Source organism: Providencia sneebia DSM 19967 (assembly GCF_000314895.2).
GTDB classification, from domain to species: Bacteria; Pseudomonadota; Gammaproteobacteria; order Enterobacterales; family Enterobacteriaceae; genus Providencia; species Providencia sneebia.
Genome location: NZ_CM001773.1, coordinates 1,610,843 through 1,637,758, shown reverse-complemented (window position 1 = coordinate 1,637,758; position 26,916 = coordinate 1,610,843). Strand labels below are relative to the sequence as shown.

Genomic DNA, 26,916 nt, shown 5'->3' with positions numbered 1-26,916 from the left:
AAAAAGACGCCACCCCTAAATAATTTAAGTTATAGCTTAGTAGTAAGTAAGATAATTTCGATAATAAAAAGCTCACGATGAATTTATTAATGGGATAATTTTAAGGATGCAAAAATGTATTCAGGACTACTCATTATTCTGTTGCCACTTACACTCGGCTACCTTATTTCAATAAAAAATAAGCCGCTGCTTGATCTTGTTCATCGCGCATTAAATTCAATGGTTTACATCATTCTATTTTTAATGGGGATCACCCTTGCGCTACTCGAAAATTTAAGTGCTCATTTATTCTCAATTTTAGTTTATGCATTGACATTCTTTGCCTGCATATTTTCGCTAAACCTTATTTCACTTCTAATATTGGATAAACTTGATCCTTGGAAAATACCGTTACATAAACAAGCTAAGCCACCATCACGGCTTAAAATGGTTCTTGAGTCATTACAATTATGTGGTGTATTACTTATTGGCTTTTTAGTTGGTCTAACTGGGTTCGACTTTCTCCACTATGCCGATAAAGGCAGCCAAGTTGCGCTAATGGTATTATTACTGCTTGTTGGTATTCAATTACGTAACAGCGGAATGAATATTCGCCAAATATTGGTCAATCGTCGTGGCACAATCATTGCCCTTGTTATGGCGATAAGTGCTTTAGTAGGTGGAGTTATTGCCGCATTATTACTAGGTTTACCTGTCAAAATGGGCCTAGCATTAGCATCAGGCTTTGGGTGGTATTCATTGACAGGCATTGTGTTAACGGATGCTTATGGGCCAGTCATGGGCAGCGCGGCATTTTTTAATGATTTAGCACGTGAGCTGACAGCTATCATGCTTATCCCGATGATTATTAACCGTTATCGCTCAACTGCATTAGGAATATGTGGTTCAACCTCTATGGATTTTACACTTCCTGTCTTACAACGAAGCGGCGGTGTTTCAATTGTGCCTGCGGCCATTGTTCATGGATTTGTTCTTAGCCTGCTCACACCAATATTGATGGCCTTTTTCACTTAAATAATCATTTTTATTTAAAACTTATTAGGTCTGCGATTAATTTACTGTTTAATACAAAAGCGAATAGTCACAAAATGAGGATATTTTACAGCGCTTTACATAAACGGAATTTCAGTCACAATAGTGAAAAATGAGTGAGCAACAGGAAAATAACATGAATGAAAAACAACGTATTTTGGTACTTGGTGCTAGTGGCTATATAGGTCAAAACCTAATTCCTGAATTAATTAGTCAAGGCCACCAAGTCACAGCTGCTGCAAGACGAGTTGACTGGATGCTTTCGCAAGGCTGGCAAAATACGCAATGCATTTATGTTGACTTGCAAGATCCTAAAACACTGCAAGACACGATGAAAGAAATTGATATCGTTTATTTCCTCGTCCACAGTATGGCTGATCAGGCAAATTTAATTGAACGTGAACGTACCGCTGCGCGTCATGTTCAACAAGCCCTTGACCACTCTAATGTAAAACATGTTATTTATCTCAGCTCATTGCAACATGGTCATAGTTACTCGCAACATTTAATTTCTCGGCGTTTAACCGGGGAAATATTGCGTGAAAGCAAAGTGCCTGTCACAGAAATTCGCTCAGCCATCATTGTCGGTTCTGGCTCCGCAGCTTTTGAAATTATGCGTGATATGGTTTACAACTTAGCCATTTTAACGCCGCCACGCTGGGTTCGTTCAAAATCTTCACCTATTGCTCTGAGCAATATTTTATTTTACCTCACTGAGCTTGCCAAATTACCGACAACAGAAAGTAAAATCTATGATGCCGGTGGTCCAGAATATATCAGTTACCAAGAGCTATTTAAGCGCTTTATTAAAATTAGTGGAAAACACCGTTTACTGCTGCCAATCCCAATTCCAATCAGTATGATTTCCATACACTTTATTAGCCTTATCACCTCAGTTCCACCCGCTATTGCAAAAGAGCTGATCCAAGGTCTACAACATGACCTTCCTGCTGACGATAAAGCAATACGGGAGCTTATTCCTCAAACCCTCATATCCTTTGATGATGCGGTAAAAGAAACTTTAGCCCAAGAAGCTAGTGCCATCGATAATGCGGACTGGGGCTATGATCCAGAAGTGAAAAAACGCTGGCGCCCAGGTTACGGCTTTTACCCAAAACAAGCAGGATTCACCTTAGGCACATCCGCTAGCACAGAATCACTTTGGCATGTTGTTCAGCAAATTGGTGGTAAAAATGGCTATTTTTATGCAAATGCGCTGTGGAAAACGCGAGCTATTATTGATGACATCATGCTCAACAAAGTGAAATATGGCCGACCTGCACGTGAAGAATTACAGCTTGGTGATGAAATTGATGGCTGGCGAGTGATTAATATAGAGCCGGGCAAACAACTTAGTCTTCTATTTGGCATGAAAGCCCCCGGGCTAGGCCGACTCACATTTACTATCCATGATAGTGGTAGCCGTCGCTCTATTGATGTGCGTGCTTGGTGGCATCCTGCTGGCTTTTCAGGATTACTATATTGGTTTGCTATGATGCCAGCACATTTATTTATTTTTAAAGGTATGGCAAAACGGATTAGTGAATTAGCTTTTGAGCGGGATAAACAGCTTACAGCTAAGTCTCAAAACGAAAGTGAGTCATTAACAGAAAAGCCATAATATACGTAAAAAACCAAATTTTTATGCATATAATATTGCATAAATATGCTTACAGGATTAATATCTGTGTGAGTTAAATAGGATATTATTGGTAAGCATGAGCATTCAATTAAAAAATATAAACTGTTTCTATGGCGCGCATCAGGCACTCTTTGATATTAACTTAGCGTGTTCTGCGGGTGAGACAATGGTACTGCTTGGACCAAGTGGTGCAGGTAAGAGCTCATTGTTAAGAGTTCTAAATCTATTGGAGATGCCGCGCTCAGGCCAACTTGCGATTGCTGGCCAACAATTTGATTTTGCAGCAACACCTGATGCAAAATCTATCCGTACCCTTCGCCAAAATGTCGGTATGGTTTTCCAGCAATATAATTTATGGCCTCACTTAACTGTGATGGATAATCTTATTGAAGCACCATGCAGAGTATTAAAGCTATCACGCCAAGAAGCAAAAGCAAAAGCAGAAAAACTGCTTGAACGCCTACGTTTAACCCAGTTTTCAACTCGCTTCCCACTGCATTTATCCGGTGGGCAACAACAGCGTGTTGCAATTGCAAGAGCATTGATGATGGAACCTCAAGTTTTATTATTTGATGAACCAACAGCAGCTCTTGACCCAGAAATCACAGCTCAAGTCGTTGATATTATAAAAGAACTATCTGCGACAGGGATCACTCAAGTGATAGTTACACATGAAGTTGAAATTGCCAGAAAAGCGGCAAGCCGTGTTGTCTATATGGAAAATGGTCATATCGTTGAGCAAGGAGATGCTAGCCATTTCGCTTCACCTCAAACTGAAGCATTTGCAAATTATCTGTCCCACTAATAGATATAGGATCAAGCAATGAAAAAAATAATATTAGCTGCACTACTAGGCGCTGTAACCTTATCGGCAACTGCGGCAGAAAAAGAAACTATTCGTTTTGCGACAGAAGCCACTTATGCTCCATTTGAGATGTTTGATGCAAACAATCAGATCATTGGATTTGATGTTGATCTTGCAAATGCTATCTGCCAAAAAATGGATGCAACTTGTACTTTCACACACCAATCTTTCGATAGCTTAATCCCTAGCTTAAAATTCCGCCGTTTTGAAGCATTGATGGCGGGCATTGACATTACCCCTGAACGTCAAAAACAAGTTGATTTTACAGACACTTACTATCCTAATTCAGCAGAATTTATTGCTGTGAAGGAAAAAGTATCATCTGTTGACCAGCTTCAAGGTAAAAAAATTGGTGTGCAAAACGGAACGACTCACCAAAAATACATACTGGAACAGCATAAAGGTATGACACCCGTTCCTTATGACAACTACCAATCAGCTATCCTTGATTTACAAAATGGGCGTATTGATGCGGTATTTGGTGATACTGCCGTAGCAGATGAATGGCTAAAAGGCAAAGGTAACGAAAACCTTGGGGCGGTTGGTGAAAAAGTGACTGATCCTGAATATTTTGGTATTGGCCTTGGCATCGCGGTTCGTAAAGGTAATAAAGAGCTGTTAGATAAAATGAATAAAGCCTTAGCTGAAGTAAAAGCAGACGGCACCTATGACGTTATCTACAAAAAATGGTTTGAACAATAATCGATACAGTTAATGAACAATTTTCTCTTTCTAACAAGTGCCGCCGGTTTAACCGTCGGCCTTGCTGTTTCCGCATTAATATTAGGTTTAATCCTCGCCATGCTATTTACCGCATGGGAATCTGTTCGTTTTAAACCTATTGCATTTTTAGGCACTTGCTGGGTCACTCTCATTCGCGGTTTGCCTGAGTTACTGGTTGTGCTTTTTGTCTATTTCGGCACACTGCAACTTATCAATCTTTTAGGGGATGGAATTACCCTTAACCTTGGTTTTTGGCAAACTACCCTGCAAATTGATCCGAGTATCTTTTTCGCAGATAACGGCGAATTTGACTTCACCCCGTTTGCTTGCGGTGTTATTGCCCTTGCCTTGTTGTATGCATCATATGCATCACAAACGTTAAGAGGTGCTTTAAAAGCTGTTCCTTATGGTCAATGGGAAGCAGGATTTGCTTTAGGTTTAAATAAGCGCACTATTTTTTTCCGTTTCATCATGCCGCAAATGTGGCGTCATGCACTTCCTGGGCTTGGAAACCAATGGTTAGTCTTGCTAAAAGATACCGCATTAGTTTCTCTCATTAGTGTTAATGATTTAATGCTACAGACAAAAACAATTGTTAACCGCACGCATGAACCTTTCACTTGGTATGCTATTGTTGGGCTAATTTATTTGGTGATCACGTTACTAAGCCAAGTCATTTTGAAAAGAATAGAGTTGCATACAACACGTTTTGAACGAGGTGAATCGAAATGATCGATTTAATTCTCGACATTCTTCCGGGACTACCGACAAGTTTATCTCTGACATTTAGCGCATTACTTTTCGCTTTTTTCCTAGCGCTATTATTTACGCTAATTTTATCGCTCAAAACCCCTATTATTTCTCAAGCTGTTAAAGTTTATATAACGCTATTTACTGGTACTCCATTATTAGTGCAGTTCTTCTTAATCTATAATGGACCAAGCCAATTTAAATCATTACAAAACTACCCTGCATTATGGGATTTTATCTCAACACCTTGGGTTTGTGCAGTGACAGCTTTAGCACTTAATAGCGCAGCTTACTCAACGTTACTATTTCATGGTGCTGTTAAAGCAATTCCAGCTGGTCAATGGCAATCTTGCCAAGCATTAGGTATGTCTAAAATGCAAACTATGCGCATTATCCTACCTTATGCTTTTAAACGTTCTTTATCATCCTATTCCAATGAAGTGGTATTAATTTTTAAAAGTACCTCACTCGCTAGTACAATCACCATGATGGATATTATGGGTTATAGTAGCCAAGTGTTTGGGCAAAGCTGGGATGTTATGGCGTTTGTTGCCGCAGGGATTATTTACCTTGTCGTCAATGCAATATTGACCATCATTATGCGTTTTATTGAACGTCGAGCATTAGCTTTTGAACAAAGAAATTAATTGCTTATAAAAAGTAGTTATCCATAAATAAACCCGTTGTTTTTAAACAGCGGGTTTTTTTATTTACTAAGAAGCACTGCGGATAGAAAAGTCAGCTAACTTTTAAATATAAGCAGTAGTTCGATTAAAGGACTTTACTTAAAAACTCAGCAGTACGCGGGTTCTTAGGTGAATAAAAGATTTGCTCTGGTGTTCCTTCCTCTTGAATAATTCCTTGATCAATAAACATTACGCGATCAGCGACTTCTCGAGCAAAGCCCATTTCATGGGTCACAACCACCATTGTCATTCCTTCTGTCGCCAATGTTTTCATCACTGACAACACTTCCCCGACTAACTCCGGATCAAGTGCAGAAGTTGGCTCATCAAACAATAAAATTGAAGGCTGCATGGCAAGCGCGCGAGCAATTGCAACCCGCTGTTGTTGCCCACCAGATAAGCTGGCTGGCCATGCATCAATTTTATCTAGCATGCCAACTTTTATTAATAATTGCTCCGCTTGCTTCAACGCTTCTGCTTTTTTAAGCCCTTTCACAGAAACTGGTGCCATCATTAAGTTTTCGAGAACCGTCATATGCGGAAAAAGATTAAATCGCTGGAACACCATACCAACATTTTCACGCATTTTATTTAAATCTGTTTTAGGATCATGAACATCAAAGCCATTAACTTTAATTTCACCGCCATCTGGGCGTTCTAACGCATTTAAGCAGCGTAAAAATGTACTTTTCCCTGAGCCTGAAGGGCCAATAATGCAAACAACTTCTTGAGAATGGATTTCACAAGAAATGCCTCGCAGCACGTGTACATCACCAAATTTTTTTTGTAAATCATTAACGTAAATCACTTCTGCCCAACCTTCTTTCCATATATTGCACTAACTGAGCGAGTATAAATGTCAGCATCCAATAAATTATTGAAATTGTTAAGTACGGTTCCCAATAAGTCGCGTAAGCACCAGAAACAGTACGTGCTGCATAAGCAAGGTCAGCTAAACCAATAGCAGAAGCTAATGAGGAGTCTTTAACAATCGCGATTGCGTTATTACCCAATGGTGGCAGAATGCGACGAAATGCTTGAGGCAAAATAACTTTGCGCATTGTTTTTGCCCAACTCATCCCTAATGCTCGAGAAGCTTCCATTTGGCCTTTATCAATAGATTGAATACCTGCCCGAAAGATTTCAGAAACATACGCGCCGGAGTTTAAAGTGATCGCAATAACACAAGATAAAAAAGCACCATAATCTGAGCGAAGCATTCGCGCTGTATCAACAGACATCAACCCTGATGTGACCAATAAACCATCACGCGGATTTATAAATAGCGGAACCAATGCAAAGTGAACTACCATTATTTGCACAAATAATGGTGTACCGCGAAAAGCACTCACATAAAAACGAACAGGCCATTGTACAAAATAGTGCAGTATAGGTTTCCAAAAACCTTGCTCCGCTTTAGCCGTTCTTCCCAAACCGAGGGTTAATCCCCATAGTGATCCTAAAATAACGCAAACAATGGTGGCCTTAATGGTCATCATTGCGCCTTCAGCAAATAGCGGCGCGTATTCTTCAATTATTTCCCAACGAAACGCAGACATCTTAATTTCACCCTGATTTAAAACGTGAAAAAGCCATCCAAAGATGGCTTTAAATTAAATAAACCTATTTTTTTGGTAATTCTGGAACGTTTTCATCAAACCATTTTTGGTAAATTTTATTATATGTACCATTTTCAATAATGGTGTTTAAGCCTTGGTTGATCTTTTGTTGTAATTCACTGTTTCCTTTCGCTACAGCAATACCAAAATATTGTTTTTCGAAATGGTTGTCATAAATCAGCTTAAATTTTTTCTCTGGATGCGTTTTGATATAATATTTAATCACACCAACATCACCTACTGCGGCATCAATACCATCTTCATACAATTCTTGTAAAAGTAGTGGCGTATTATCAAAGCGTTTAATTGCGGTGTTATTTTTACCTTTCACTTCAGAGACAACAATATCTCCCGTGCTTGAATTAACAACACCTACATTCAAGTCTTTCAAACTATTTAAATCGGTTACATTCAGCGCTTCATTAATCACAATAGCTTGTTCTGCGGGAAAATAGGGATTAGAAAAATCGACCATATTTTTACGTTTATCCGTGATCGTAATACCCGAAATAATAATATCCCTATCGCCTGAAGATAAAGTAGCAAAAATACCCTCCCAAGGCGTATTAACTAATTTAACATCGAATCCTTCGGCTTCAGCAATAGCTTGAATAATATCAATATCAAAACCTTCAAGTTGCTTTTGACTATTTTCAAATTCAAACGGGCGATAAGTCCCGCCCGCACCAACAGTATAACTTTCCTTGGCATAAACATTCCCAGTAAAAGCAGCAAAAGCCATACAGCCAGCAAAAACAAATTTTTTAAACATCGTCACTCTCTTTAATTATGCATTTATAGTGAATAAAAATACATAAAATCAAAGAGGCAAGCAAATGATATTTATCATTTATCGCTGAATTATTTTGTATCTAATGAATATTGAAGGCTAATCACGCCTTCATTATGAATACAACTCAATGCAACCAGTAGATTTTAGAATGGGAAATATAGAAAAGAGAGGAACTAAAAATTAGTTTTTCAACATCAATATTGTACAAAAAAACTTTATCTTGTTTTAGCGTATTTTTAAACTGATTTGGCGATAGCGTAATTATTTGTTTAAAAAAGAAAAACCATTACCTTCTGAAAAGTCGAAATTTGAAAGTCATGGCTTAATCTCATTTCCGGTTAACTAATAGTGCCAACACTTCATAATGGGCAGTATGTGGAAACATATCGAACAATTGTATTTTAGCGATTTGATACCCCGTCAAATGTTCAATATCTTTTGCCATTGTTTGAGCATTACAACTTGAATATAAAATATAATCAGGTTGCATATTCGCTAAATAATCACATAGTGCTTTGCCAATGCCTCGTCTTGGTGGATTAACCAAAACCAATTGCGGGACATCCGCTTTATGAACTGCAAATTTGGTTGAATCTAGTGCTTGAAATTCAACTTGTTGTAACCCTAACTCTTGGGCTGAAAGTTTTGCACTTGCTATTGCAGGCGCGCTAATTTCAATTCCAGTTAACTTTGTATTCTTTTCAGCACAATGCAGCCCAAAACCGCCGACACCACAAAAGAGATCCCATAAACTTGTGATATTAAGTTCTCTTACCCATTCACGTGCGGTTTGATATAAGCTTGCTGCAACGACTGGGTTTGTTTGAAAGAAGCTATTTGGTCGAATAAATAGTGGAACTCGATTAAATTCTTCCCGCAAAGCATGCTGCTCCGTCAGAAAAATTTCGTGTTCACCTTCAAGAATTGCCATATGAATTGGCTGAATATTCACAGTGATCACAGCTAATTGAGGTAACTGTTCTTGTAACCAACCCAATGATTTTTTTAATTGTTCTAGTTTCTTTTCAGAACGTAAGACACAACGCAGCATAAATTGCCCAGTATGCTGACTTTTGGTCAGTAACAAATATTTTAGCTCACCCCGTTTGCGTTCAATGTTATAAGGTGTTAGCCCAGCCCTGGCAATGAATGGCTTTAATACATTAAAAATAGCTAAAAAATCATCAGGGTAAAGTGGGCAACCCGTTAAATCTACAGCTTCCCCATGTGAACCAATAATGCCAAAGATGGGTTTTTCTACACTCCCACTCACCACCATTTTTGCTTTATTACGAAACCCCTTTTGTGGACTTGATACGGGAGTTTGATAAGCAGACTTGGCTAAAAATGGTAACAGTAAGGATAAGTTTTTTTGTTTTAACTCAATCTGTTGTTCAGCTGGCATTTCAAGCCATTGGCAGGAATGGCATTCTCCTGCCTGATATTTTTCACAATACATAATATGGGGAACTAATGAATAATTACGGGAGGAGTGTCATTATCAACATCAAGGTCTATGCCCTCTTCATCAATTTCATCGTGATTCGCATACAGCAAGTTATTGCTATAGATTTCAAAGACGATTGAAGAAATTTGGTCTTCTGCTTGCTGTAAAAAATGACAAAATTGATTATAAGTCATGCCCGCTTCAAGGGAAAAAGATTGGCTCACAATCAACTTAGGCAAGTTTTCATTATTGATCTCAAGGAAAATTTTTGCGGTTAGTGAGCTGGCATTGATTTGGCTAATATTGGCAACTAATGTCACTATTGCTGTTGGTTTTAATTCTGCCAATGCAGAAAGTACCAACACATTATTGACGATGTCGAGCTTCGCATCAAAAATCCCTTCAATATTTTGCATATGAGGCAAATGTAATGCAGCGCAAGAATCGCACTCGAAATATGATGTTTTGAGTTGATCTAGCCATTCACGAAATTTCGGGATGTCTGGGTAACAAATAGAATCCATGGATAATATAACCTTCTTCAACTCAAAAGTGATAACTGAAAAACATTGCTTGTGACGTGAAATAATACATACATGCTAAAGCAAGAAAAGTGGATGATTTTCACACATTAACGCTAAAAATGCTAGTAAAACTGTGATCAATCATTCTTTTCATCCTTTTTTTGACCTGCTGATTTATCTTGTAAATTTTCGCTCTTAGATGTCTTTTGATTATCAATCCCCAAAAAACTTAAACCATGAATTGCTCGCCACACAATATTGATTGTTGCGGGTATTAAACACCCTATTGCAATCAATACCATGGTAATAAAAGCGCCTTTTTGCATGAGAACATCGGGCAATTCAACATAGCCATTAATTGCAAGTAATACAATGACAAGCAAAATTATTCCTAATGCTTCAAGAATTAAAATTGGCTTTGGGAGATCAGACAGTGATCTCATTTCAGTCTGCGGCTTTTTACTCATCAACTAATCCTTACTCACAGTTGGTGACAAATTATCTTTCACTTTTGCCATCATCCATCATATTGAAGCGAAATTCATATTATTTTGACTATATTAACGAATAATTTGCCAGACCTATAGAAACAAAAGGAAAAATCATCTTTTATTTCTTTTCCAATATAGGCATAGTATAAAACTTGTGGATAAAATCAGAATTAGTCTAAAAAGGAGATTCTATGTACACTGTTATTTTTGGTCGCCCAGGCTGCCCATATTGCGTTAGAGCTAAAGATCTCGCTGAAAAACTGAAGAACGAACGTGATGATTTTGACTATCGCTATGTCGATATTCATGCCGAAGGCCTCACAAAAGAAGACCTCTCAAAAACCATAGGCAAAGAAGTTTTAACTGTTCCACAAATTTTTATTGATGAAAAACACATTGGCGGTTGCACTGATTTTGAAGCTTATGCCAAAGAGCACCTTGGACTCTATCAATAATCAATAACTTGTGAATCATTCAGGCGAAGCAAACTTCATCGTTTGATAAAGAATCCCCCGCTTCGCTTATTCTATTTGTGCTATTTCCCCGCCAGTAGAAAAAATAAATCACTTTTTCCTCTATATTTGCGAACTTTCTTACTTTATGTCGGTCATAAGTTATGCCACTGCTTTTCTTTGATGTCCCCATATTGAGGAGCCCGATAGCCAAATTTTTGTTTTATTGCTATCGGGTTTTTTGTTGTCTATTTTCCACATCCATTTTCTTGCTCCCCTTTTACTGCCATTCTCTGGCTGACATTCAAAACGTTGCGATATGACCAATCAGAATGGTTATTATTTTTTGTCAGTTTATGACAACGATGGCAAACAAAACATCAACCAAGCATTTAATTGACAAATATTAAGATAAAGAGACTTTACCTACTCTCTAAGAGACTTTACCCTTTCACCTTAATTTTTATGATTTCCATTTCCTGAGGTGCATTAACGTGCTGGAACAATTTAACCTTGACCTTTTTAATCTCATCAATGCGGTGCCTGACACAGCAAGCGGCACTATTGCTGTCGCCGCTTTTATTGCCAAACGTCTAATTCTACTTTTCCCACTATTTACCGTGGCATGCTGGTTTTGGGGCGCGAAGCCAGATATGACTCGCCAGCGTGCTTTTGTTTGTAAAACTGCCTTTGCTTTAGTGATTGGATTAATTATTTCATGGCTAATAGGTTTAGTCGCACCTCATGATCGACCATTCATGATGCAAATTGGTACCAATTTCTTACAACATGAACCAACACCATCTTTCCCAAGTAATCATGGAACAATTGTCTTTACTTTTGTATTCGCATTTTTATTCTGGCTCAGAACTTGGGTTGGATTGCTGATGTTAGTTCCAGCAATTGCCATTGCTTGGTCAAGGATTTACTTAGGTGTTCACTGGCCATTAGATATGATTGCAGCGTTTATTCTAGGTATTATTGCATGTGGTTTGGCTCAAATATTGTGGTCAGCAATAGGTTATAAAATTCAAGCGCCTCTTAACCACCTCTATCATATCGTCTTTGGAGCTCTAATCCGTAAAGGTTGGTTGCAAGCTTAATCTCTTTCTTTTTTTACTGTGTTGACGCGTTATTAATAACCAAATAATGCGTTAGCCCAATATCTTGATGAACAAAATTTGTCAGTTGAGATATTTATTTTCTTCATTAAAACAAACAATCATGCAATAACACAGAATATGGAATGCTGAAACAACATCATTTAGTTCATTAGCTATATTTTAAATATTGAGCTGTATCAATATTTATCTTTATTTTTTAGCGCTATTAATGAATAAAAAGAGAGCAACACTGAAATCACATTAACAAATAAACAACAAACATTTTGTTACGTTTCTTTATTTTTTTTCGCGATGAAAAAAAAGTAATAACTTTAGTTACGAATTATGTTTGAATTCATTAAAGTATTTATAGTCATGGTTGAATAAAAATAATAACTAATTTACGGCGAAATCACTTGCCAAATCCACTAAAAACACAATAATAACAGTCAATTAAATAATACAATAAAGAATAAAAAATAACTTATATCAGTGTGAGTTTAAAAAAAATGACTTAATACAAATAAATTAAAATTAGAAAAATAAATTTATTAATATAATAATATTTTTTTGTCCGGATATAAATTTACATATCTCTTTCTGTGAGTATTATTATATTCAGCTTAATAAAAAACCAATCAATTAACCTTAAGCTAAATATCTTAACAAATTTACAAAAATCGATAAAATGTAAGATATCACGACTTTTTTCTCTTTTGAGAGTATGATCACGGTGAATTATCCTGACATTGTGTACATTCACGCCCTCAAAACCTATTTATCAAATTTACATATAAAACTAACAAAACTGATTGAAAATGAATTTAGTATCGATTTTATTTTTATTTCCAATCAGATTGTTACGCAGAAACAAAAATCTTCACTTTCTATTTGACGATAATTTGTTCGTACCAAAAGATTAAAACATTAGTGAAGGAAAATACCTTCGCATAGAATGCCTCATTTTTTGACTTTATATTTCGGAGACTATTATGGATACAACTCAAGTTGGTTCCATCGACAAAAAAGCCTCGCAAACCAGAGATGCACGAGCTTGGCGTAAAACAGACACAGTATGGATGCTAGGGCTATACGGTACAGCGATCGGTGCTGGTGTTCTCTTTTTGCCTATTAATGCCGGTATGAGTGGATTGATTCCAGTTATTTTGATGCTGGTCTTAGCTTTCCCAATGACATTTTTTGCTCACCGCGGATTAACCCGTTTTGTTCTTTCTGGTTCAAAACCAGATGGCGATATTACAGAAGTTGTTGAAGAACATTTCGGCCGTACCGCAGGTAACTGGATTACCCTTCTCTACTTTTTCGCTATCTACCCTATTTTGCTCGTTTACGGTGTTTCTATTACAAATAACGTGCATAAATTCCTAACTGAATTAATGGGCTTTACTGCACCACCTCGCTGGTTGCTGGCTTTAATTTTAGTTGGTGGGATTATGGCAATTGTTTCCTTCGGTGAGAAATATATTGTTAAAGTCATGAGTTTGTTAGTATTCCCATTCATTGCCGTTCTTCTTGCGTTCTCTTTATATATGATTCCACACTGGAATGGTGCGGTTCTTGATACTCTGACAATGGAAGGCATTGCGGAAGCTGCAAAAAATACAGGCGGTCAAAGTATTTGGATCACTATCTGGCTAACCATTCCGGTCATGGTATTTGCATTTAACCATTCACCTATTATCTCTGCATTCTCAGTTGCTAAACGTGAAGAATACGGTGATCAAGCTGAACAAAAATGCTCACGTATTTTAGCTTCTGCACATCTTCTGATGGTATTCACAGTGATGTTCTTTGTATTCAGCTGTGTATTCACTTTATCATCAGCAGACCTTGCACAAGCAAAACATGATAATATCAGTATCCTTGATTATCTTTCTGGTTACTTTGACCAACCTTTCATCAAATTTGCTGCGGCAATCATTGCATTCGTTGCTATCATCAAATCATTCCTTGGTCACTATTTAGGTGCTCGTGAAGGTTTCAATGGTCTAGTTGAACGTGCTTACCGCGCAAAAGGCAAAACAATTGATGTTCGCAAACTAAACCGTGGTACAGCAATCTTTATGTTGGTCACAACTTGGTTAGTTGCAACATTAAATCCTAGCGTCTTGGAAATTATCGAAAGCCTTGGTGGCCCAGTTATCGCAATCATTCTATTCTTGATGCCAATGTATGCGATCAGCAAAGTCCCTGCAATGCGCAAATACTCTGGCAAAATTAGCAATGTCTTCATTGTCATTATGGGTTTAATTGCTATCTCTGCTGCAACATACAAACTGTTTATCTAATTCACAGTTCACCACATTAGTACCTAGTTATATAAAAAATAAGGCTACCCGATAAATATATTGGGTAGCCCAAATGAATACCCAATTCTCTTCACTTTTTTGGTCGATGTCGAAATAGACGACATAACACATCGAGAATATTAAATACTTAATATAGGAAGCGCTGAATATGATTAGCGTATTTGATATCTTTAAAATTGGTATCGGTCCATCCAGTTCTCACACCGTTGGCCCAATGAAAGCGGGTAAACAATTCATTGATGACCTCATCCAACAAAATATACTGACATCAACAACTCGTATTTCAGTTGATGTTTATGGATCTTTATCTTTGACAGGTAAAGGGCATGCTACTGATACAGCAATTATTATGGGGCTTGCTGGAAATTTACCTGACACTGTTGATATAGATGCTATTCCCGCGTTTATTCGCCATGTCGAAGAAAGTGGCAAATTATTACTCGCAAATGGTCAACATGAAGTTGAATTTCCAACTCAAGGTGGAATGAATTTTCATTCAACCAATTTACCATTACATGAAAATGGTATGACAATTACTGCATTTAATGCAGACAACGTTATTTATAAAAAACGTATTATTCCATTGGTGGTGGATTTATTGTTGATGAGGAACATTTTGGTCAATCAGATGATCAATCTGTTCAAGTTCCTTATCCCTATAAATATGCTGCTGATCTACAAAAGCATTGTAAAGAAACAGGCTTGTCGCTTTCTGCCTTAGTGATGCAAAATGAATTAGCCTTGCATAGCAAAGACGAAATTTCTCAATATCTTACGGCTGTGTGGGATGTCATGAAAGCGGGTATTGAGCGCGGTGTGACAACTGAAGGCTTGCTCCCTGGCCCACTGCGTGTTCCTCGCCGTGCTGCGGCATTACGTCGCCAACTGGTCACCACTGACAATACGAGCACTGACCCGATGGCAGTCATTGATTGGATCAATATGTATGCGCTTGCTGTCAACGAAGAAAATGCAGCGGGTGGTCGGGTTGTTACCGCCCCAACAAATGGCGCTTGTGGCATTATCCCCGCAGTCTTAGCTTACTATGATAAATTCATTCGCCCAGTCAATGAAAACTCTTATACGCGCTACTTTCTTGTGTCCGGTGTCATTGGCTCCCTGTATAAGATGAATGCCTCTATTTCCGGTGCAGAAGTTGGTTGTCAGGGTGAAGTTGGTGTTGCTTGTTCGATGGCAGCCGCAGGTTTAGCAGAACTTATGGGCGGAAGCCCTGAGCAAGTGTGCATCGCCGCAGAAATAGCCATGGAACACAACCTTGGTCTCACATGCGACCCTGTCGGCGGGCAAGTGCAAGTGCCTTGTATTGAGCGCAATGCCATCGCTTCCGTTAAAGCGGTTAATGCGGCTCGAATGGCGTTACGCCGAGTCAGTGATCCTCGCGTTTGTTTAGATAAAGTCATCGAAACCATGTATGAAACAGGTAAAGATATTAATGCTAAATATCGTGAAACCTCACAAGGTGGGCTAGCGATTAAACTTGCGCAGTGTGAATAAATCTGACTATTTTATGAATAGTATTTTTATTAACATCATTATTTTTCTGGTAAAAATGCCTGCATAGCAGGCATTGAGGTTGTTGACAAAGCGGGATAAAAGCGTGGTTTTTCCCGCTTTGTGTTATCAGTCGAAAATCAATGTATTGATTTTCCTTGCTTATTTTCAAAACCTATATGACTTGCCGCCAAACATAATATGTTTGTCAGCAGTCTGAATGCCTGCATAGCAGGCATTTTTTTATAGCATCGAATAAATTATTAGCAAACTAAAGAATAAAGATTACTTGCAACCACAGGAATAACAGGTTGAGCATTACATTCCACTCGACCTAATACTTGACAACTAACACTTTCTTTTGAGCAACCAAAACTATTCATTGATTCACTCAATTTATTTGTCATATTAACATTAGAAAAATAATTATTATTGATATTAAGTTCATTATTCATGGTAATTGATTGGCTATTACCTGCATGAATTAAACCTGCATTAGTGCCAGTATTTTGAACACATCCACCATTAACAATAGAAGAACTCGGTTTTTCATTAGCCTTTATTGTTTCTGTTACTGACCCTTTTTTAGGATTTTCTTTAATTGTAGGTGCGCATTCAAGCTGTTTCTCTTTCCCCTCTTTTTCTAACGTTGAAACTTTTTCCATTGTTTCATCTAACTGTTTTTTAAGTTTATCTTCTGTTTTAGCGTATTCATTTTTTATTGCGTCAATCTCAGCATTAATCTTGGAGATAGTTTCTTTATTTTGTTCAATTAATTGATGATTTTTCTCCAGTTCACCTTTTTTCTTATCTAACTCAATTTCTAGATCACTAACTTTTTTACTTAGTTCATATTTATCATTTTCATGATTATTTATAATATCTTTATATTTTTCAATATTTTCATTTAGTTCATGAATTTCCTTCTGAGCATCTGCAACTTTTTCCGATAAATAATTTTTTTTACCATTAGCCTCATATAAACTTTCCTTTAGCTCTTCAGTTTGTTTATTTGCAGCTTCAAGTTGTGCGGTAATATCCCTAATTAAGCTATCTTTTTTTGATGATTGATTGGTAAGACTAACAATTTTATCATTCTTTTCTTTCAATAATAATTCTAGTTCCTGTTTTTCTGACTGCGATAGAGTATGGTCACCAACTATACCTGTTTCTAATTGTGCCTTTATTTTTACATAATCCTCTTGCATTTGGTTTAATTGATTTTGTGTATTACTATACGTATCAACATATTGCTGAATATTCCTAAATGCATCCCCACCCTGTATAAATGATTCTTCTTTATTAATTGAGCCAAAATCATTGCTTGCACTACCCGCTAATAAATTATTTTTATTTACACCATCATTTTTCGCATTACCCCCAACAACATAGCTATTATTAAGACCACTATTTATAACACTACCAGCATTAATAATGCTTTCATTTATATTGTTATTAATAGCATTACCACCATTAATAACACCATTACCTAACCCTTGATCAACAGCCATTCCACCTTCAACTACACCGTTATTATAGCCATAATTATTAGCGTTACCGCCAATCACCTCATTCTCACCAATGCCTTGAGTTGTTTTTTTTGCACGTAATTGCTGTTTTCTTTGTTCAAGTGTCATAGCCATAAATATCATTCTCCGTTTTAAATACACATGTTAAATCCATTTATAAAACATATTATCTTTTATAACTAATAATCATTAATAAAATTAAGTGTAAAAGATTTGATAGATATTAATTTAAAAGTAAAATATTGCAATTGTAGTTTATCTGTAAAAACCCAATAAACACAAAATAATCCAACTAAAAATATTTAATTTAATAAAAATATCACTATGAAATTTAAAATTATCATTCAATTTATTAATAGAAAACGCGGACTACCGAGATATTAAGATATTTTAAATAATCAATATATTTATTGACTATTCTTTGATAGAAAATGCAATTAATTAAATATATTTGATAAAAACAATTGATAATGGAAAGAGTGTTTTTATATTTTTAACTTTAATAATAGTCTATTATTTTGAACACTATAATTGATTAGCGATATTTATTTTTAATGAGCTGAACATTAAAAAAGGAGCAATACATGCTCCCTTTTTTATACTAAAAACCCACTGAGCTTAAATTAACCAAAAATAGCGCTCCACCAGCCACTCACCGTTTTGACGATATAATCCCAAATACGACCAAAGAAACCCGCTTCTTCAACATCTTCTTTCACGACTAAAGGGCGCTGCTCAACGATTTGGTCATTCAATATAAAATTGACTGTTCCGACAACCTGGTTTTTGTGTAACGGTGCCTCAATCGAAGGTTCACTCAATTCGTAACTGACTTTTAAATTCTGTAATTGCCCTTTAGGAATAGTGACTGCTGCATCCTTTTCTACCCCTAATGCAACTTCAGATTTATCGCCAAACCAGACTCTTTGAACTTGCAAAGTTTGATCGGCTTTAATTGGCGTTACTGTTTCAAAGAAACGAAAACCCCAAGTTAATAATTTTTCACTTTCAGTAAAGCGGACTCGGTCGCTCGGTGCACCTAAAACAACTGAGATTAAGCGCATTGGCCCATCTGTCGCTGAAGCAACTAAATTATGGCCGGCTCCACTTGTATGACCTGTTTTCACGCCATCAACATTGAGGTTTTGATTCCACAATAAGCGGTTACGATTTGGCTGACGAATTTTATTAAAGGTAAACTCTTTCTCTTTATGTAACGCATATTCTTCTGGTACGTCGCGGATCATGGCTTGAGCGAGAATAGCCATATCATGCGCTGTACTATATTGACCTTCTGAATCTAAACCATGAACGGTTTTAAAATGCGTATTTTTTAACCCTAATTGTTTGACATACTGATTCATCAAACTGACAAATGAATCTTGGCTGCCTGCCACATAATCAGCTAGTGCAATACTGGCATCATTACCTGATTGAATAACAATCCCTTTATTGAGATCAAGAACAGAGACTCTATCTTTAGGTTTTAAAAACATCAAAGAAGAGCCTTTCAAAACAGGATTGCCCGTTGCCCATGCATCTTCTCCAACGGTGACAATATCTTGAGGAGTGATTTTACCCGCTTTAATAGCTTGCCCAATCACATAACTTGTCATCATTTTGGTTAAACTAGCAGGATCAAGCCGCTCATCTGGGTGACCTGATGCTAAAATTTTTCCACTATCATAATCCATTAACACATAAGCTTTAGCATCAATCTGTGGAGCAACCGGCGTCTCTGCTGCATAAACATAACTACTCACAGCAACTAAAAGACCCAATCCAGTTCCAAGATAGCGAGCCTTTACGGATAAAAACTTTTTACTCATCGGTTACTCCTTTAAGAATATAAAAACGATTAATTCTCTATTAATATAGGGATTTTTACTACAAGAAACTACACCATAACAATACTAAACCTAGCCCAAGAAAATAGAGTGAATTAAATATGTTACAGGCATAACGTGAAATATGACCGTTATATCAGCAAATAATATCAATTATTTATATAATACAGATTCACTTATCTTTAAGTCAGTGCACAACAACAATAAATCGCGAGGAAAGTTATGCTAACTGTATGGGGTCGTAAAAATTCTTCAAATGTAAAAAAAGTCCTTTGGTGTCTTGAGGAATTAAATATTTCTTATGAGCAAAAAGATGTTGGTGGCCCTTTTGGCGGGCTTGATACACCTGAATATAAGAAATTAAATCCCAATAGTACAATCCCAACTCTACAGGATGATGACTTTACCCTGTGGGAATCGAATACCATTTTACGTTACCTTACGGAAAAGTTTGATCATTCTCACTTATTATTGCCACAAAATTTACAAGAAAGAGCAGCAGCAGATAAGTGGATGGATTGGGGCTGTGGAAGTTTATTTGATTATATTAAACAGATGATGAATAAAATCGTACGTGTTGCAGAATCTGAGCGTGACCCTCAAGTTACTCTCACTATTTATCAAAACATCGAAAAATTATTGAAAATTGCCGATGATGCGCTGGCTGAACAAGCTTATTTTACGGGACAACAATTTGGTATAGCCGATATTTCTCTGGCACCTTATTTTTATCCTTGGCGTGAAATAGCATCAGAACGTCCTGAATTTAACAATTTAGAACGTTGGTATAATCAATTAAAAACACGCCCTGCATTCCAAAAAATAGTTATGATGCCATTAAAATAGTTAAATACTCATTGGCATATTGAGTGGGTTTGGGTACTGATATTCAAACCCCAATTCATGGCAAATACGATTCCCATTAACGATTTTGCCATTTATTTTCTCTTTTTCTTCCATAAATTCAGGCAGTTCAAGATGTAATGCTTGCGTCGCTTGGCGATAAAAATTAGCTCTACTCGGATGCTCTGGAGCACAAAGATTGTAAATATGTCCACCAGAAGGCTGACGTAGTAACAATTTAATAGCCTCAATCACATCATCCTGATGCACAATGTTGACAGGCTGCAGTGCACCTTTAAGGTCGGTTTTTCCTGCTAAAAAACGCCCGGCATGGCGATGATCACCGACTAATCCAGCGAGTCTCAACACATCAACTGAAATATTAGGTAATGCATGTAGCCAATTTTCAACATCAATTAATGACTGAGCTGAACGTGTTTCTGCTTGGCGTGCGCTATCTTCACTTATTTCACCGGATACATTGCCATAAACAGATGTTGATGAAGTAAAAATAATCCGCGGTACACGAAATGCTATTGCTGTATCGACAAGTTGCTGAATAGCATCAATATAAGCGGTTACACTCACCTTAGAAGGCGGTAACAAAATCACAACCGCATCACTATCTTCCATTAATTGCTGCAAATCCTCAGTATCGCACTCTAATTCAGGTGTTAATTGTAGTTGATAGCAATCAATACCAATCGCACGCGCAGCCGCCACGCCATCAGATGTTGTTTTGCTACCAGCAACAACAATGTCCTCTGCTAACAGAGCACTTGCTAATGGTAATCCTAACCAACCTAATCCAATAATTGTCACTTTCTTCATTTCGCACCTTCTTAGTAGGGTTTATAAGATTTTTTTGAATATATTGAACTCTATTCCAAAAGAAGAAATTTTTCTTATTAATGATAATGACTTTCTCAGCTAAAAAGGCCAAATAATTCTCAATAATTCAATTTAAAGCGACTGAATTTTATGATTTGATCTCAACTATTCCAAGTTATCTAATAGGGTCTGTTATAATGATAAAACAACAAATTACATCTCATTTTTTTATATCAAAGATTGAAAAAAGCCGTTATATCAACAAGGAAATATTTACATTAACATTGGCGAAAAATGACAAATCAAAGCGCATAAATGAAAGAAAAAACAAATCGGCAGTTGAGAATAATTTAATGCATTTAAACCAAGCAATATCACGAGCACGGTTTCATCAAAAAATAAAAGAAAAACAATGCATTAAAGAATAATCTTTATAAAAATCTATTTTATGCCATGAACATTAACTCATGACAACGGTTACTAACTTCATAAGCTCTGGCATGCATTATTCAGCTAATCATCTCTCTACCTTATTAACCTATTTATTGCCGAGTTTAAATTATTTAAGCGATTAATCACTATAAATAACCATGATAAAATTATTATTGTTTATTTTGAAAAAAAGGTTGCATTACATAGCACAAATCGGATAGGTTGATATGTATTGAATGTTTAAGCAATTAACATAATCATTAATTTTATAGAACGGAAGTTATTATGACTCGTATTTCACGCAACCATCATCATCACCATCATCCTGATTAGTCTTTTGGGCGATGTGTGCTGGAAGACGATCAACAACTCTTCCGGTGGCTGAATGCGAAATTAAAGAGAACCCTCGGAAGATAATCTTCCGAGGGTTTTTTTATTATTAATCAAAAAGATATTACAGAATAAGCAGGGTAAATTTATGTTAGACAAATCACGGTTAAGAATTGCAATTCAAAAATCTGGTCGCCTAAGTGATGGTTCAAGAGAACTGCTCGCTCGCTGCGGCGTTAAAATTAATCTACAGCAGCAACGACTGATTGCTTATGCAGAAAATATGCCTATTGATTTACTTCGTGTACGTGATGACGATATCCCCGGTTTAGTCATGGATGATGTCGTTGACTTAGGTATTATCGGTGAAAACGTGCTTGAAGAAGAGTTATTAAGCCGTCGCGCCCAAGGTAATAGCCAATGTAATTTTAAAACATTACGCCGTTTAGATTTCGGTGGCTGCCGACTTTCTCTTGCCGCACCTATTGACTTTAATTACACCAATGCAGAATGTTTAAATGGCTCACGTATCGCCACCTCTTATCCATACTTACTAAAACGCTATTTTGATGAAAAAGGCATTCAATTTAAATCTTGCTTATTGAATGGTTCTGTTGAAGTTGCGCCTCGTGCCGGTCTCGCTGATGCTATTTGTGACCTTGTTTCAACAGGTGCAACACTGGAAGCTAATGGTCTTAAAGAAGTTGAAGTCATTTATCGTTCTAAAGCTTGCCTCATTCAACGTGATGGCGAAATGTCGTCCGATAAACAACAACTCATTGACCGCATGATGACGCGCATTCAAGGTGTTATACAAGCTCGTGAATCTAAATACATCATGCTACACGCGCCAAGTGAGCGCCTAGAAGAAATCATTGCATTATTGCCGGGCGCTGAAAGACCAACATTACTTCCTTTGGCGGGCGATCAGAATCGCGTTGCAATGCACATGGTCAGTAGCGAAACGCTATTCTGGGAAACAATGGAAAAACTCAAAGCATTAGGAGCAAGTTCCATTCTCGTTCTACCAATTGAAAAAATGATGGAGTAATGCTAATGGAAACGGGATTTAACCAACCTATTCTTTGGTCGACATGCAGTGCTGATGAACAAAAGGCATTACTCACTCGCCCTGCGATTGCCGCTTCAGATAATATTAGTTCAACAGTAAAACAGATTATTGAACAAGTAAAATTGCAAGGTGATAAAGCGATCATTGAATTAAGTCAACGTTTTGATAAAACAGCAATTTCAACGATTCCAGTTTCTGCTAAATTAGTTGATGAGGCAGAATCTCGTCTTGGCAATGACATTAAACTCGCGATGAAAACGGCAATTGACAATATTCGCCGTTTTCATGAAGCGCAAAAACCTGAAATTATCTGTGTTGAAACACAGCCGGGTGTAATTTGTCAGCAAGTCACTCGACCTATTGATGCAGTTGGTTTATATATCCCGGGCGGCTCTGCGCCACTGTTATCAACCATCATGATGTTAGGTATTCCAGCCAATATTGCAGGTTGCCGAAAAGTCATCTTATGTTCACCGCCACCTATTGCGGATGAAATTTTATATGCAGCAAAACTTTGCAATATCACCGAGATTTTCCAAGTCGGTGGCGCCCAAGCTATTGCTGCGATGGCATACGGAACTGAAAGTATTCCTTCTGTCGATAAGATCTTTGGCCCGGGCAATGCTTATGTCACTGAAGCAAAACGCCAAGTCAGCCAAACTCATGATGGTGCTGCCATTGATATGCCAGCAGGTCCATCTGAAGTCCTTGTCATCGCAGATAGCTTAGCAAATCCAGCATTTACCGCTTCAGACCTCTTATCGCAAGCTGAACATGGTCCTGATTCACAAGTTATTTTATTGACTGATAATGCTGATTTTGCTCAACGTGTTGTTGATGAAACTGAAAAACAGCTTGCCCTGTTATCTCGTGCAAATATTGCGAGAGAAGCACTTAAATCAAGCCGAGTGATCATTGCTGATTCAGTTGAACAATGTGTTGAAATTAGTAATCGTTATGGCCCTGAACACTTGATCTTACAAACACGCAATGCTGATGATTTAGTCAATAGCATCACCAATGCAGGCTCTGTTTTTGTTGGTGATTGGTCACCTGAATCAGCAGGAGATTATGCATCTGGCACCAATCATGTTCTACCGACTTACGGCTATACTTCGACTTATTCAAGCTTAGGTCTTGCTGATTTTATGAAGCGTATGACAGTGCAAAAACTCTCTGCTCAAGGTTTATTAGGGCTTGCAACAACAATTGAAACATTAGCCCAAGCTGAAAGCCTCACCGCTCACAAAAATGCCGTCACACTGCGTGTTAATGAACTCAAAAAAACAGGATTAGGGGTGGATAATGAGCCAAAATTTTAATGCAGCAAACCTTGCTCGAGAAAATGTCAAAGAGATGACGCCTTATTTATCCGCCCGTCGCTTAGGAGGAAAAGGTGATGTTTGGCTGAATGCAAACGAATATCCTATAGCGCCAGAATATCAATTTAATCAACAAAATCTCAACCGCTACCCTGAGTGCCAACCTGTTGATGTTATTCTCAACTATGCGGCGTATGCTGATGTTGCGCCAGAACAAGTGCTTGTTTGTCGCGGTGCTGATGAAGCGATTGAATTGTTGATCCGCACATTTTGTGAGCCGGGAAAAGATGCGGTGATGTTCTGCCCACCAACCTATGGCATGTACAGTGTTAGCGCAGAAGCATTTGGTGTAGAGCAAAAGAAAATTGCTACGTTGCCTAATTGGTCATTAAATGTTGATGCGATACGCGAAAACCTTACCAATACAAAACTTGTTTATATTTGTAGCCCCAATAACCCGACGGGTAACATAATTGATAATCAAGAGTTAGTTGACGTTCTTGAGCTGACTGCAGGTCGTGCGCTAGTGGTTGTTGATGAGGCTTATATTGAATTTTGCCCACAATATAGTGTCACCAGTTGGCTCGAAAAATACCCGAATCTAGTCATATTAAGAACACTTTCTAAAGCATTTGCGCTAGCAGGTTTACGTTGTGGATTTGCCATTGCATCTGCCGAAATTATTGAAATGCTGTTAAAGGTTATTGCACCTTATCCGTTATCAACCCCCGTTGCCATGATTGCAGCTCAAGCCTTGAATAAGGAAGGAATTGCCGAGATGCAACGTCGTGTTGCCATGGTGACAGAAAATCGGATTGCGTTAAGTGAAGCACTAAAGGATTTCTCTATTGTTGAAAAAGTGTACCCAAGTGAGACCAATTATATTTTAGTACACTTTACGGATGGCAATAAAGTATTCAAAGCACTTTGGGATCAAGGCATTATTCTTCGTGACCAAGGCAAACAACCCGGTTTGACTAACTGTTTGCGTATTACTATCGGAACAGAAACTGAAAATACTCGCGTTATTGAAGCTATCGCAGCCCTTTGCTAAATCTGAAAATAGGAAATTCTCATGAGCCAAAAAATACTGTTTATTGATCGTGATGGGACATTAATTACTGAGCCACCCACAGATTTTCAAGTCGATAGCTTAACTAAATTAGCCTTTGAAAAAGCAGTGATACCCAGTTTGTTAGCACTCCAAAAAGCTAACTACCGTTTGATTATGGTCACTAATCAAGATGGATTAGGGACAGATAGTTTCCCAACTGCTGATTTTGAGCCACCGCATAACTTAATGATGCAAGTTTTTGAGTCACAAGGAATCAACTTTGATGAAGTTTTAATTTGTCCTCATAAACCTGCGGATAATTGCGAATGTCGTAAACCAAAATTAGGTTTAGTTGAAAAATATCTGACTGATGGGCAACTAGATACCGCAAATAGTTATGTGATTGGCGATCGCGAAACTGATTTACAGCTTGCTGAAAATATGGGAATTCAAGGTTTGCAATATAACCCTGAATTACTTGATTGGATTGCGATCACTGACAAATTAACCAAACGTGACCGTTATGCTCTGGTCGAGCGTGTCACCAAAGAGACCAATATTACCGTTGAGGTCTGGTTAGACAGAGAAGGTGGTAGCACAATTAATACTGGAGTGGGTTTCTTTGACCACATGTTAGACCAAATTGCCACACATGGCGGTTTTCGTCTAAACATTGATGTTAAAGGCGACTTATTTATTGATGATCACCACAGCGTTGAAGATACTGGTTTAGCTCTGGGTGAAGCATTGCGAGTGGCGCTTGGTGACAAACGCGGTATTGCACGTTTTGGTTTCGTGCTGCCAATGGATGAGTGCCAAGCGCGTTGTGCCCTTGATATTTCTGGCCGCCCTCACCTTGAATATAAAGCGGAATTTAAATACCAACGCGTTGGTGACCTGAGTACTGAAATGATTGAACACTTTTTCAGCTCTCTTTCTTATGCTATGGGTTGTACTTTACACCTCAAAACAAAAGGTAAAAACGATCATCACAAAGCCGAAAGCTTATTTAAAGTGTTTGGCCGTACATTACGCCAAGCAATCCGTGTTGAAGGAGATACATTGCCGAGTTCAAAAGGAGTGCTTTGATGAATGTTGTCATTCTTGATACTGGCTGTGCTAATTTGTCCTCCGTAGCCTATGCGATAAAGCGCCTAGGCTATGAGCCGCAAATTAGCCGAGATACCAACACGATTTTACAAGCTGATAAGGTTTTCCTACCGGGTGTTGGAACAGCAAGTGCTGCTATGCAACAACTTCAAGAACGTGAACTTGTGCCATTAATAAAAGCACTTACTCAACCTGTATTAGGTATTTGTTTAGGAATGCAATTAATGGGCAGCGTCAGTGATGAAGGTGAAACACCAATTCCTTTACTTGATTTAATCCCAAGTCCAGTACAAAAAATGGATGCTAATGGCCTACCCGTTCCGCATAGTGGTTGGAACCAAGTCAAACCACTAGCTGGTAATCCGCTATTTAAAGGGATCAATGATGATGCTTACTTCTATTTTGTGCACAGTTATTCCATGCCAATTTCAGAAAATACCATTGCCCAAACACAATATGGCAATGCATTTAGTAGCGCAGTAAATCAAGATAACTTTTATGGTGTGCAATTTCACCCTGAACGCTCTGGTGCTGCGGGTTCACGCCTCATCCAAAACTTTTTGGAGATGTCATAAAG

At 37.7% G+C, this 26,916-nt stretch carries 25 protein-coding genes, 1 pseudogene and 1 other annotated feature; of the genes and pseudogenes, 17 read left to right on the top strand and 9 right to left on the bottom strand.

What is annotated here, in order from left to right; all coding sequences use genetic code 11:
- Positions 1–114 precede the first annotated feature (114 nt).
- The 6 genes from OO7_RS06585 (at position 115) to artM (ending at position 5,659) form a co-directional block, all read left to right on the top strand.
- Positions 115–1,014 (top strand): LysO family transporter, encoded by a 900-nt coding sequence (locus OO7_RS06585; protein ID WP_008915178.1) that lies wholly within the window; start codon positions 115–117, stop codon positions 1,012–1,014.
- A 154-nt stretch (positions 1,015–1,168) separates the two neighbouring features.
- Positions 1,169–2,653 (top strand): DUF2867 domain-containing protein, encoded by a 1,485-nt coding sequence (locus tag OO7_RS06580; protein ID WP_008915177.1) that lies wholly within the window; start codon positions 1,169–1,171, stop codon positions 2,651–2,653.
- 97 nt (positions 2,654–2,750) lie between these two features.
- On the top strand, positions 2,751–3,479 hold the full coding sequence (gene artP / locus OO7_RS06575; RefSeq protein WP_008915176.1) for an arginine ABC transporter ATP-binding protein ArtP: 729 nt from the start codon (positions 2,751–2,753) through the stop codon (positions 3,477–3,479).
- Positions 3,480–3,497: 18 nt separating this feature from the next.
- Positions 3,498–4,241 carry an arginine ABC transporter substrate-binding protein gene (artJ, locus tag OO7_RS06570; RefSeq protein WP_008915175.1) on the top strand — a complete coding sequence of 248 codons (744 nt, stop codon included), beginning with the start codon at positions 3,498–3,500 and terminating at the stop codon, positions 4,239–4,241.
- Between the two features lie 12 nt (positions 4,242–4,253).
- Complete coding sequence (gene artQ / locus OO7_RS06565) at positions 4,254–4,994, top strand: arginine ABC transporter permease ArtQ (protein ID WP_008915174.1); 741 nt, start codon at positions 4,254–4,256, stop codon at positions 4,992–4,994.
- Complete coding sequence (gene artM / locus OO7_RS06560) at positions 4,991–5,659, top strand: arginine ABC transporter permease ArtM (RefSeq protein ID WP_008915173.1); 669 nt, start codon at positions 4,991–4,993, stop codon at positions 5,657–5,659. The genes artQ and artM overlap by 4 nt, the downstream gene beginning before the upstream one ends.
- Positions 5,660–5,783: 124 nt before the next feature.
- On the opposite strand, the gene OO7_RS06555 is transcribed toward artM, so the two are convergent.
- The 6 genes from OO7_RS06555 to OO7_RS06530 all read right to left on the bottom strand — a co-directional run bounded on the left by OO7_RS06555 (position 5,784) and on the right by OO7_RS06530 (position 10,548).
- Entirely contained in the window at positions 5,784–6,506 is a 723-nt protein-coding gene (locus tag OO7_RS06555; protein ID WP_008915172.1) for an amino acid ABC transporter ATP-binding protein, read from the bottom strand.
- Positions 6,493–7,257 (bottom strand): amino acid ABC transporter permease, encoded by a 765-nt coding sequence (locus tag OO7_RS06550; protein ID WP_008915171.1) that lies wholly within the window; start codon positions 7,255–7,257, stop codon positions 6,493–6,495. Before OO7_RS06550 ends, OO7_RS06555 begins: the two co-directional genes overlap by 14 nt.
- A gap of 64 nt (positions 7,258–7,321) precedes the next feature.
- The gene (locus OO7_RS06545; protein WP_236620689.1) at positions 7,322–8,059 is read right to left on the bottom strand and encodes a basic amino acid ABC transporter substrate-binding protein; all 738 of its coding nucleotides are present in this window, start codon (positions 8,057–8,059) and stop codon (positions 7,322–7,324) included.
- Between the two features lie 379 nt (positions 8,060–8,438).
- Positions 8,439–9,569 (bottom strand): 23S rRNA (uracil(747)-C(5))-methyltransferase RlmC, encoded by a 1,131-nt coding sequence (gene rlmC / locus OO7_RS06540; protein WP_008915169.1) that lies wholly within the window; start codon positions 9,567–9,569, stop codon positions 8,439–8,441.
- A gap of 11 nt (positions 9,570–9,580) precedes the next feature.
- The gene (locus OO7_RS06535; RefSeq protein ID WP_008915168.1) at positions 9,581–10,081 is read right to left on the bottom strand and encodes a YbjN domain-containing protein; all 501 of its coding nucleotides are present in this window, start codon (positions 10,079–10,081) and stop codon (positions 9,581–9,583) included.
- A 137-nt stretch (positions 10,082–10,218) separates the two neighbouring features.
- On the bottom strand, positions 10,219–10,548 hold the full coding sequence (locus OO7_RS06530) for a YbjC family protein (RefSeq protein ID WP_008915167.1): 330 nt from the start codon (positions 10,546–10,548) through the stop codon (positions 10,219–10,221).
- 215 nt (positions 10,549–10,763) lie between these two features.
- Between OO7_RS06530 and OO7_RS06525 the strand changes: the two genes are divergently transcribed.
- From OO7_RS06525 to OO7_RS06510, 4 genes and pseudogenes are all read left to right on the top strand, one after another.
- The gene (locus OO7_RS06525; RefSeq protein WP_008915166.1) at positions 10,764–11,027 is read left to right on the top strand and encodes a GrxA family glutaredoxin; all 264 of its coding nucleotides are present in this window, start codon (positions 10,764–10,766) and stop codon (positions 11,025–11,027) included.
- Between the two features lie 491 nt (positions 11,028–11,518).
- The gene (gene ybjG / locus OO7_RS06520; protein WP_008915165.1) at positions 11,519–12,127 is read left to right on the top strand and encodes an undecaprenyl-diphosphate phosphatase; all 609 of its coding nucleotides are present in this window, start codon (positions 11,519–11,521) and stop codon (positions 12,125–12,127) included.
- 992 nt (positions 12,128–13,119) lie between these two features.
- Positions 13,120–14,436 carry an HAAAP family serine/threonine permease gene (locus tag OO7_RS06515; protein WP_008915164.1) on the top strand — a complete coding sequence of 439 codons (1,317 nt, stop codon included), beginning with the start codon at positions 13,120–13,122 and terminating at the stop codon, positions 14,434–14,436.
- A gap of 169 nt (positions 14,437–14,605) precedes the next feature.
- A pseudogene (locus tag OO7_RS06510) lies at positions 14,606–15,972 on the top strand (L-serine ammonia-lyase).
- A gap of 260 nt (positions 15,973–16,232) precedes the next feature.
- On the opposite strand, the gene OO7_RS06505 reads toward OO7_RS06510, so the two are convergent.
- Together OO7_RS06505 and OO7_RS06500 are read right to left on the bottom strand one after the other, a co-directional pair.
- Positions 16,233–17,612 carry a hypothetical protein gene (locus tag OO7_RS06505; protein WP_008915161.1) on the bottom strand — a complete coding sequence of 460 codons (1,380 nt, stop codon included), beginning with the start codon at positions 17,610–17,612 and terminating at the stop codon, positions 16,233–16,235.
- A gap of 509 nt (positions 17,613–18,121) precedes the next feature.
- The gene (locus tag OO7_RS06500; protein WP_008915160.1) at positions 18,122–19,327 is read right to left on the bottom strand and encodes a serine hydrolase; all 1,206 of its coding nucleotides are present in this window, start codon (positions 19,325–19,327) and stop codon (positions 18,122–18,124) included.
- A gap of 240 nt (positions 19,328–19,567) precedes the next feature.
- On the opposite strand from OO7_RS06500, the gene OO7_RS06495 reads away from it, so the two are divergent.
- Positions 19,568–20,191, top strand: a complete 624-nt coding sequence (locus OO7_RS06495) for a glutathione S-transferase family protein (RefSeq protein ID WP_008915159.1) — start codon at positions 19,568–19,570, stop codon at positions 20,189–20,191.
- Here OO7_RS06495 and OO7_RS06490 read toward each other — a convergent pair whose 3' ends face one another.
- Positions 20,192–21,019, bottom strand: coding sequence for an SDR family oxidoreductase (locus OO7_RS06490; RefSeq protein WP_008915158.1), 828 nt, complete (start codon positions 21,017–21,019; stop codon positions 20,192–20,194).
- 197 nt (positions 21,020–21,216) lie between these two features.
- Here OO7_RS06490 and OO7_RS06485 point away from each other — a divergent pair, with 197 nt between their 5' ends.
- The 6 genes from OO7_RS06485 (at position 21,217) to hisH (ending at position 26,914) form a co-directional block, all read left to right on the top strand.
- Positions 21,217–21,447 (top strand): hypothetical protein, encoded by a 231-nt coding sequence (locus tag OO7_RS06485; RefSeq protein WP_008915157.1) that lies wholly within the window; start codon positions 21,217–21,219, stop codon positions 21,445–21,447.
- A gap of 312 nt (positions 21,448–21,759) precedes the next feature.
- Positions 21,760–21,888, top strand: a sequence feature (His leader region).
- A gap of 41 nt (positions 21,889–21,929) precedes the next feature.
- Positions 21,930–22,832, top strand: coding sequence for an ATP phosphoribosyltransferase (hisG, locus tag OO7_RS06480; RefSeq protein ID WP_008915156.1), 903 nt, complete (start codon positions 21,930–21,932; stop codon positions 22,830–22,832).
- A 5-nt stretch (positions 22,833–22,837) separates the two neighbouring features.
- Positions 22,838–24,175 carry a histidinol dehydrogenase gene (gene hisD / locus OO7_RS06475; protein ID WP_008915155.1) on the top strand — a complete coding sequence of 446 codons (1,338 nt, stop codon included), beginning with the start codon at positions 22,838–22,840 and terminating at the stop codon, positions 24,173–24,175.
- Complete coding sequence (hisC, locus tag OO7_RS06470) at positions 24,159–25,229, top strand: histidinol-phosphate transaminase (protein ID WP_008915154.1); 1,071 nt, start codon at positions 24,159–24,161, stop codon at positions 25,227–25,229. The genes hisD and hisC overlap by 17 nt, the downstream gene beginning before the upstream one ends.
- A gap of 21 nt (positions 25,230–25,250) precedes the next feature.
- The gene (hisB, locus tag OO7_RS06465) at positions 25,251–26,318 is read left to right on the top strand and encodes a bifunctional histidinol-phosphatase/imidazoleglycerol-phosphate dehydratase HisB (RefSeq protein ID WP_008915153.1); all 1,068 of its coding nucleotides are present in this window, start codon (positions 25,251–25,253) and stop codon (positions 26,316–26,318) included.
- Positions 26,318–26,914, top strand: coding sequence for an imidazole glycerol phosphate synthase subunit HisH (gene hisH, locus OO7_RS06460; protein WP_008915152.1), 597 nt, complete (start codon positions 26,318–26,320; stop codon positions 26,912–26,914). Before hisB ends, hisH begins: the two co-directional genes overlap by 1 nt.
- Positions 26,915–26,916: the final 2 nt, after the last annotated feature.

Bases quoted from the DNA above. Each gene is read 5' to 3' on its own strand.
- OO7_RS06585 (WP_008915178.1), top strand. From the start codon at position 115: ATGTATTCAGGACTACTCATTATTCTGTTGCCACTTACACTCGGCTAC.
- OO7_RS06580 (WP_008915177.1), top strand. From the start codon at position 1,169: ATGAATGAAAAACAACGTATTTTGGTACTTGGTGCTAGTGGCTATATA.
- artP (WP_008915176.1), top strand. From the start codon at position 2,751: ATGAGCATTCAATTAAAAAATATAAACTGTTTCTATGGCGCGCATCAG.
- artJ (WP_008915175.1), top strand. From the start codon at position 3,498: ATGAAAAAAATAATATTAGCTGCACTACTAGGCGCTGTAACCTTATCG.
- artQ (WP_008915174.1), top strand. From the start codon at position 4,254: ATGAACAATTTTCTCTTTCTAACAAGTGCCGCCGGTTTAACCGTCGGC.
- artM (WP_008915173.1), top strand. From the start codon at position 4,991: ATGATCGATTTAATTCTCGACATTCTTCCGGGACTACCGACAAGTTTA.
- OO7_RS06550 (WP_008915171.1), bottom strand. From the start codon at position 7,257: ATGTCTGCGTTTCGTTGGGAAATAATTGAAGAATACGCGCCGCTATTT.
- OO7_RS06545 (WP_236620689.1), bottom strand. From the start codon at position 8,059: ATGGCTTTTGCTGCTTTTACTGGGAATGTTTATGCCAAGGAAAGTTAT.
- rlmC (WP_008915169.1), bottom strand. From the start codon at position 9,569: ATGTATTGTGAAAAATATCAGGCAGGAGAATGCCATTCCTGCCAATGG.
- OO7_RS06535 (WP_008915168.1), bottom strand. From the start codon at position 10,081: ATGGATTCTATTTGTTACCCAGACATCCCGAAATTTCGTGAATGGCTA.
- OO7_RS06530 (WP_008915167.1), bottom strand. From the start codon at position 10,548: ATGAGTAAAAAGCCGCAGACTGAAATGAGATCACTGTCTGATCTCCCA.
- OO7_RS06525 (WP_008915166.1), top strand. From the start codon at position 10,764: ATGTACACTGTTATTTTTGGTCGCCCAGGCTGCCCATATTGCGTTAGA.
- OO7_RS06515 (WP_008915164.1), top strand. From the start codon at position 13,120: ATGGATACAACTCAAGTTGGTTCCATCGACAAAAAAGCCTCGCAAACC.
- OO7_RS06505 (WP_008915161.1), bottom strand. From the start codon at position 17,612: ATGGCTATGACACTTGAACAAAGAAAACAGCAATTACGTGCAAAAAAA.
- OO7_RS06500 (WP_008915160.1), bottom strand. From the start codon at position 19,327: ATGAGTAAAAAGTTTTTATCCGTAAAGGCTCGCTATCTTGGAACTGGA.
- OO7_RS06495 (WP_008915159.1), top strand. From the start codon at position 19,568: ATGCTAACTGTATGGGGTCGTAAAAATTCTTCAAATGTAAAAAAAGTC.
- OO7_RS06490 (WP_008915158.1), bottom strand. From the start codon at position 21,019: ATGAAGAAAGTGACAATTATTGGATTAGGTTGGTTAGGATTACCATTA.
- OO7_RS06485 (WP_008915157.1), top strand. From the start codon at position 21,217: ATGATAAAACAACAAATTACATCTCATTTTTTTATATCAAAGATTGAA.
- hisG (WP_008915156.1), top strand. From the start codon at position 21,930: ATGTTAGACAAATCACGGTTAAGAATTGCAATTCAAAAATCTGGTCGC.
- hisD (WP_008915155.1), top strand. From the start codon at position 22,838: ATGGAAACGGGATTTAACCAACCTATTCTTTGGTCGACATGCAGTGCT.
- hisC (WP_008915154.1), top strand. From the start codon at position 24,159: ATGAGCCAAAATTTTAATGCAGCAAACCTTGCTCGAGAAAATGTCAAA.
- hisB (WP_008915153.1), top strand. From the start codon at position 25,251: ATGAGCCAAAAAATACTGTTTATTGATCGTGATGGGACATTAATTACT.
- hisH (WP_008915152.1), top strand. From the start codon at position 26,318: ATGAATGTTGTCATTCTTGATACTGGCTGTGCTAATTTGTCCTCCGTA.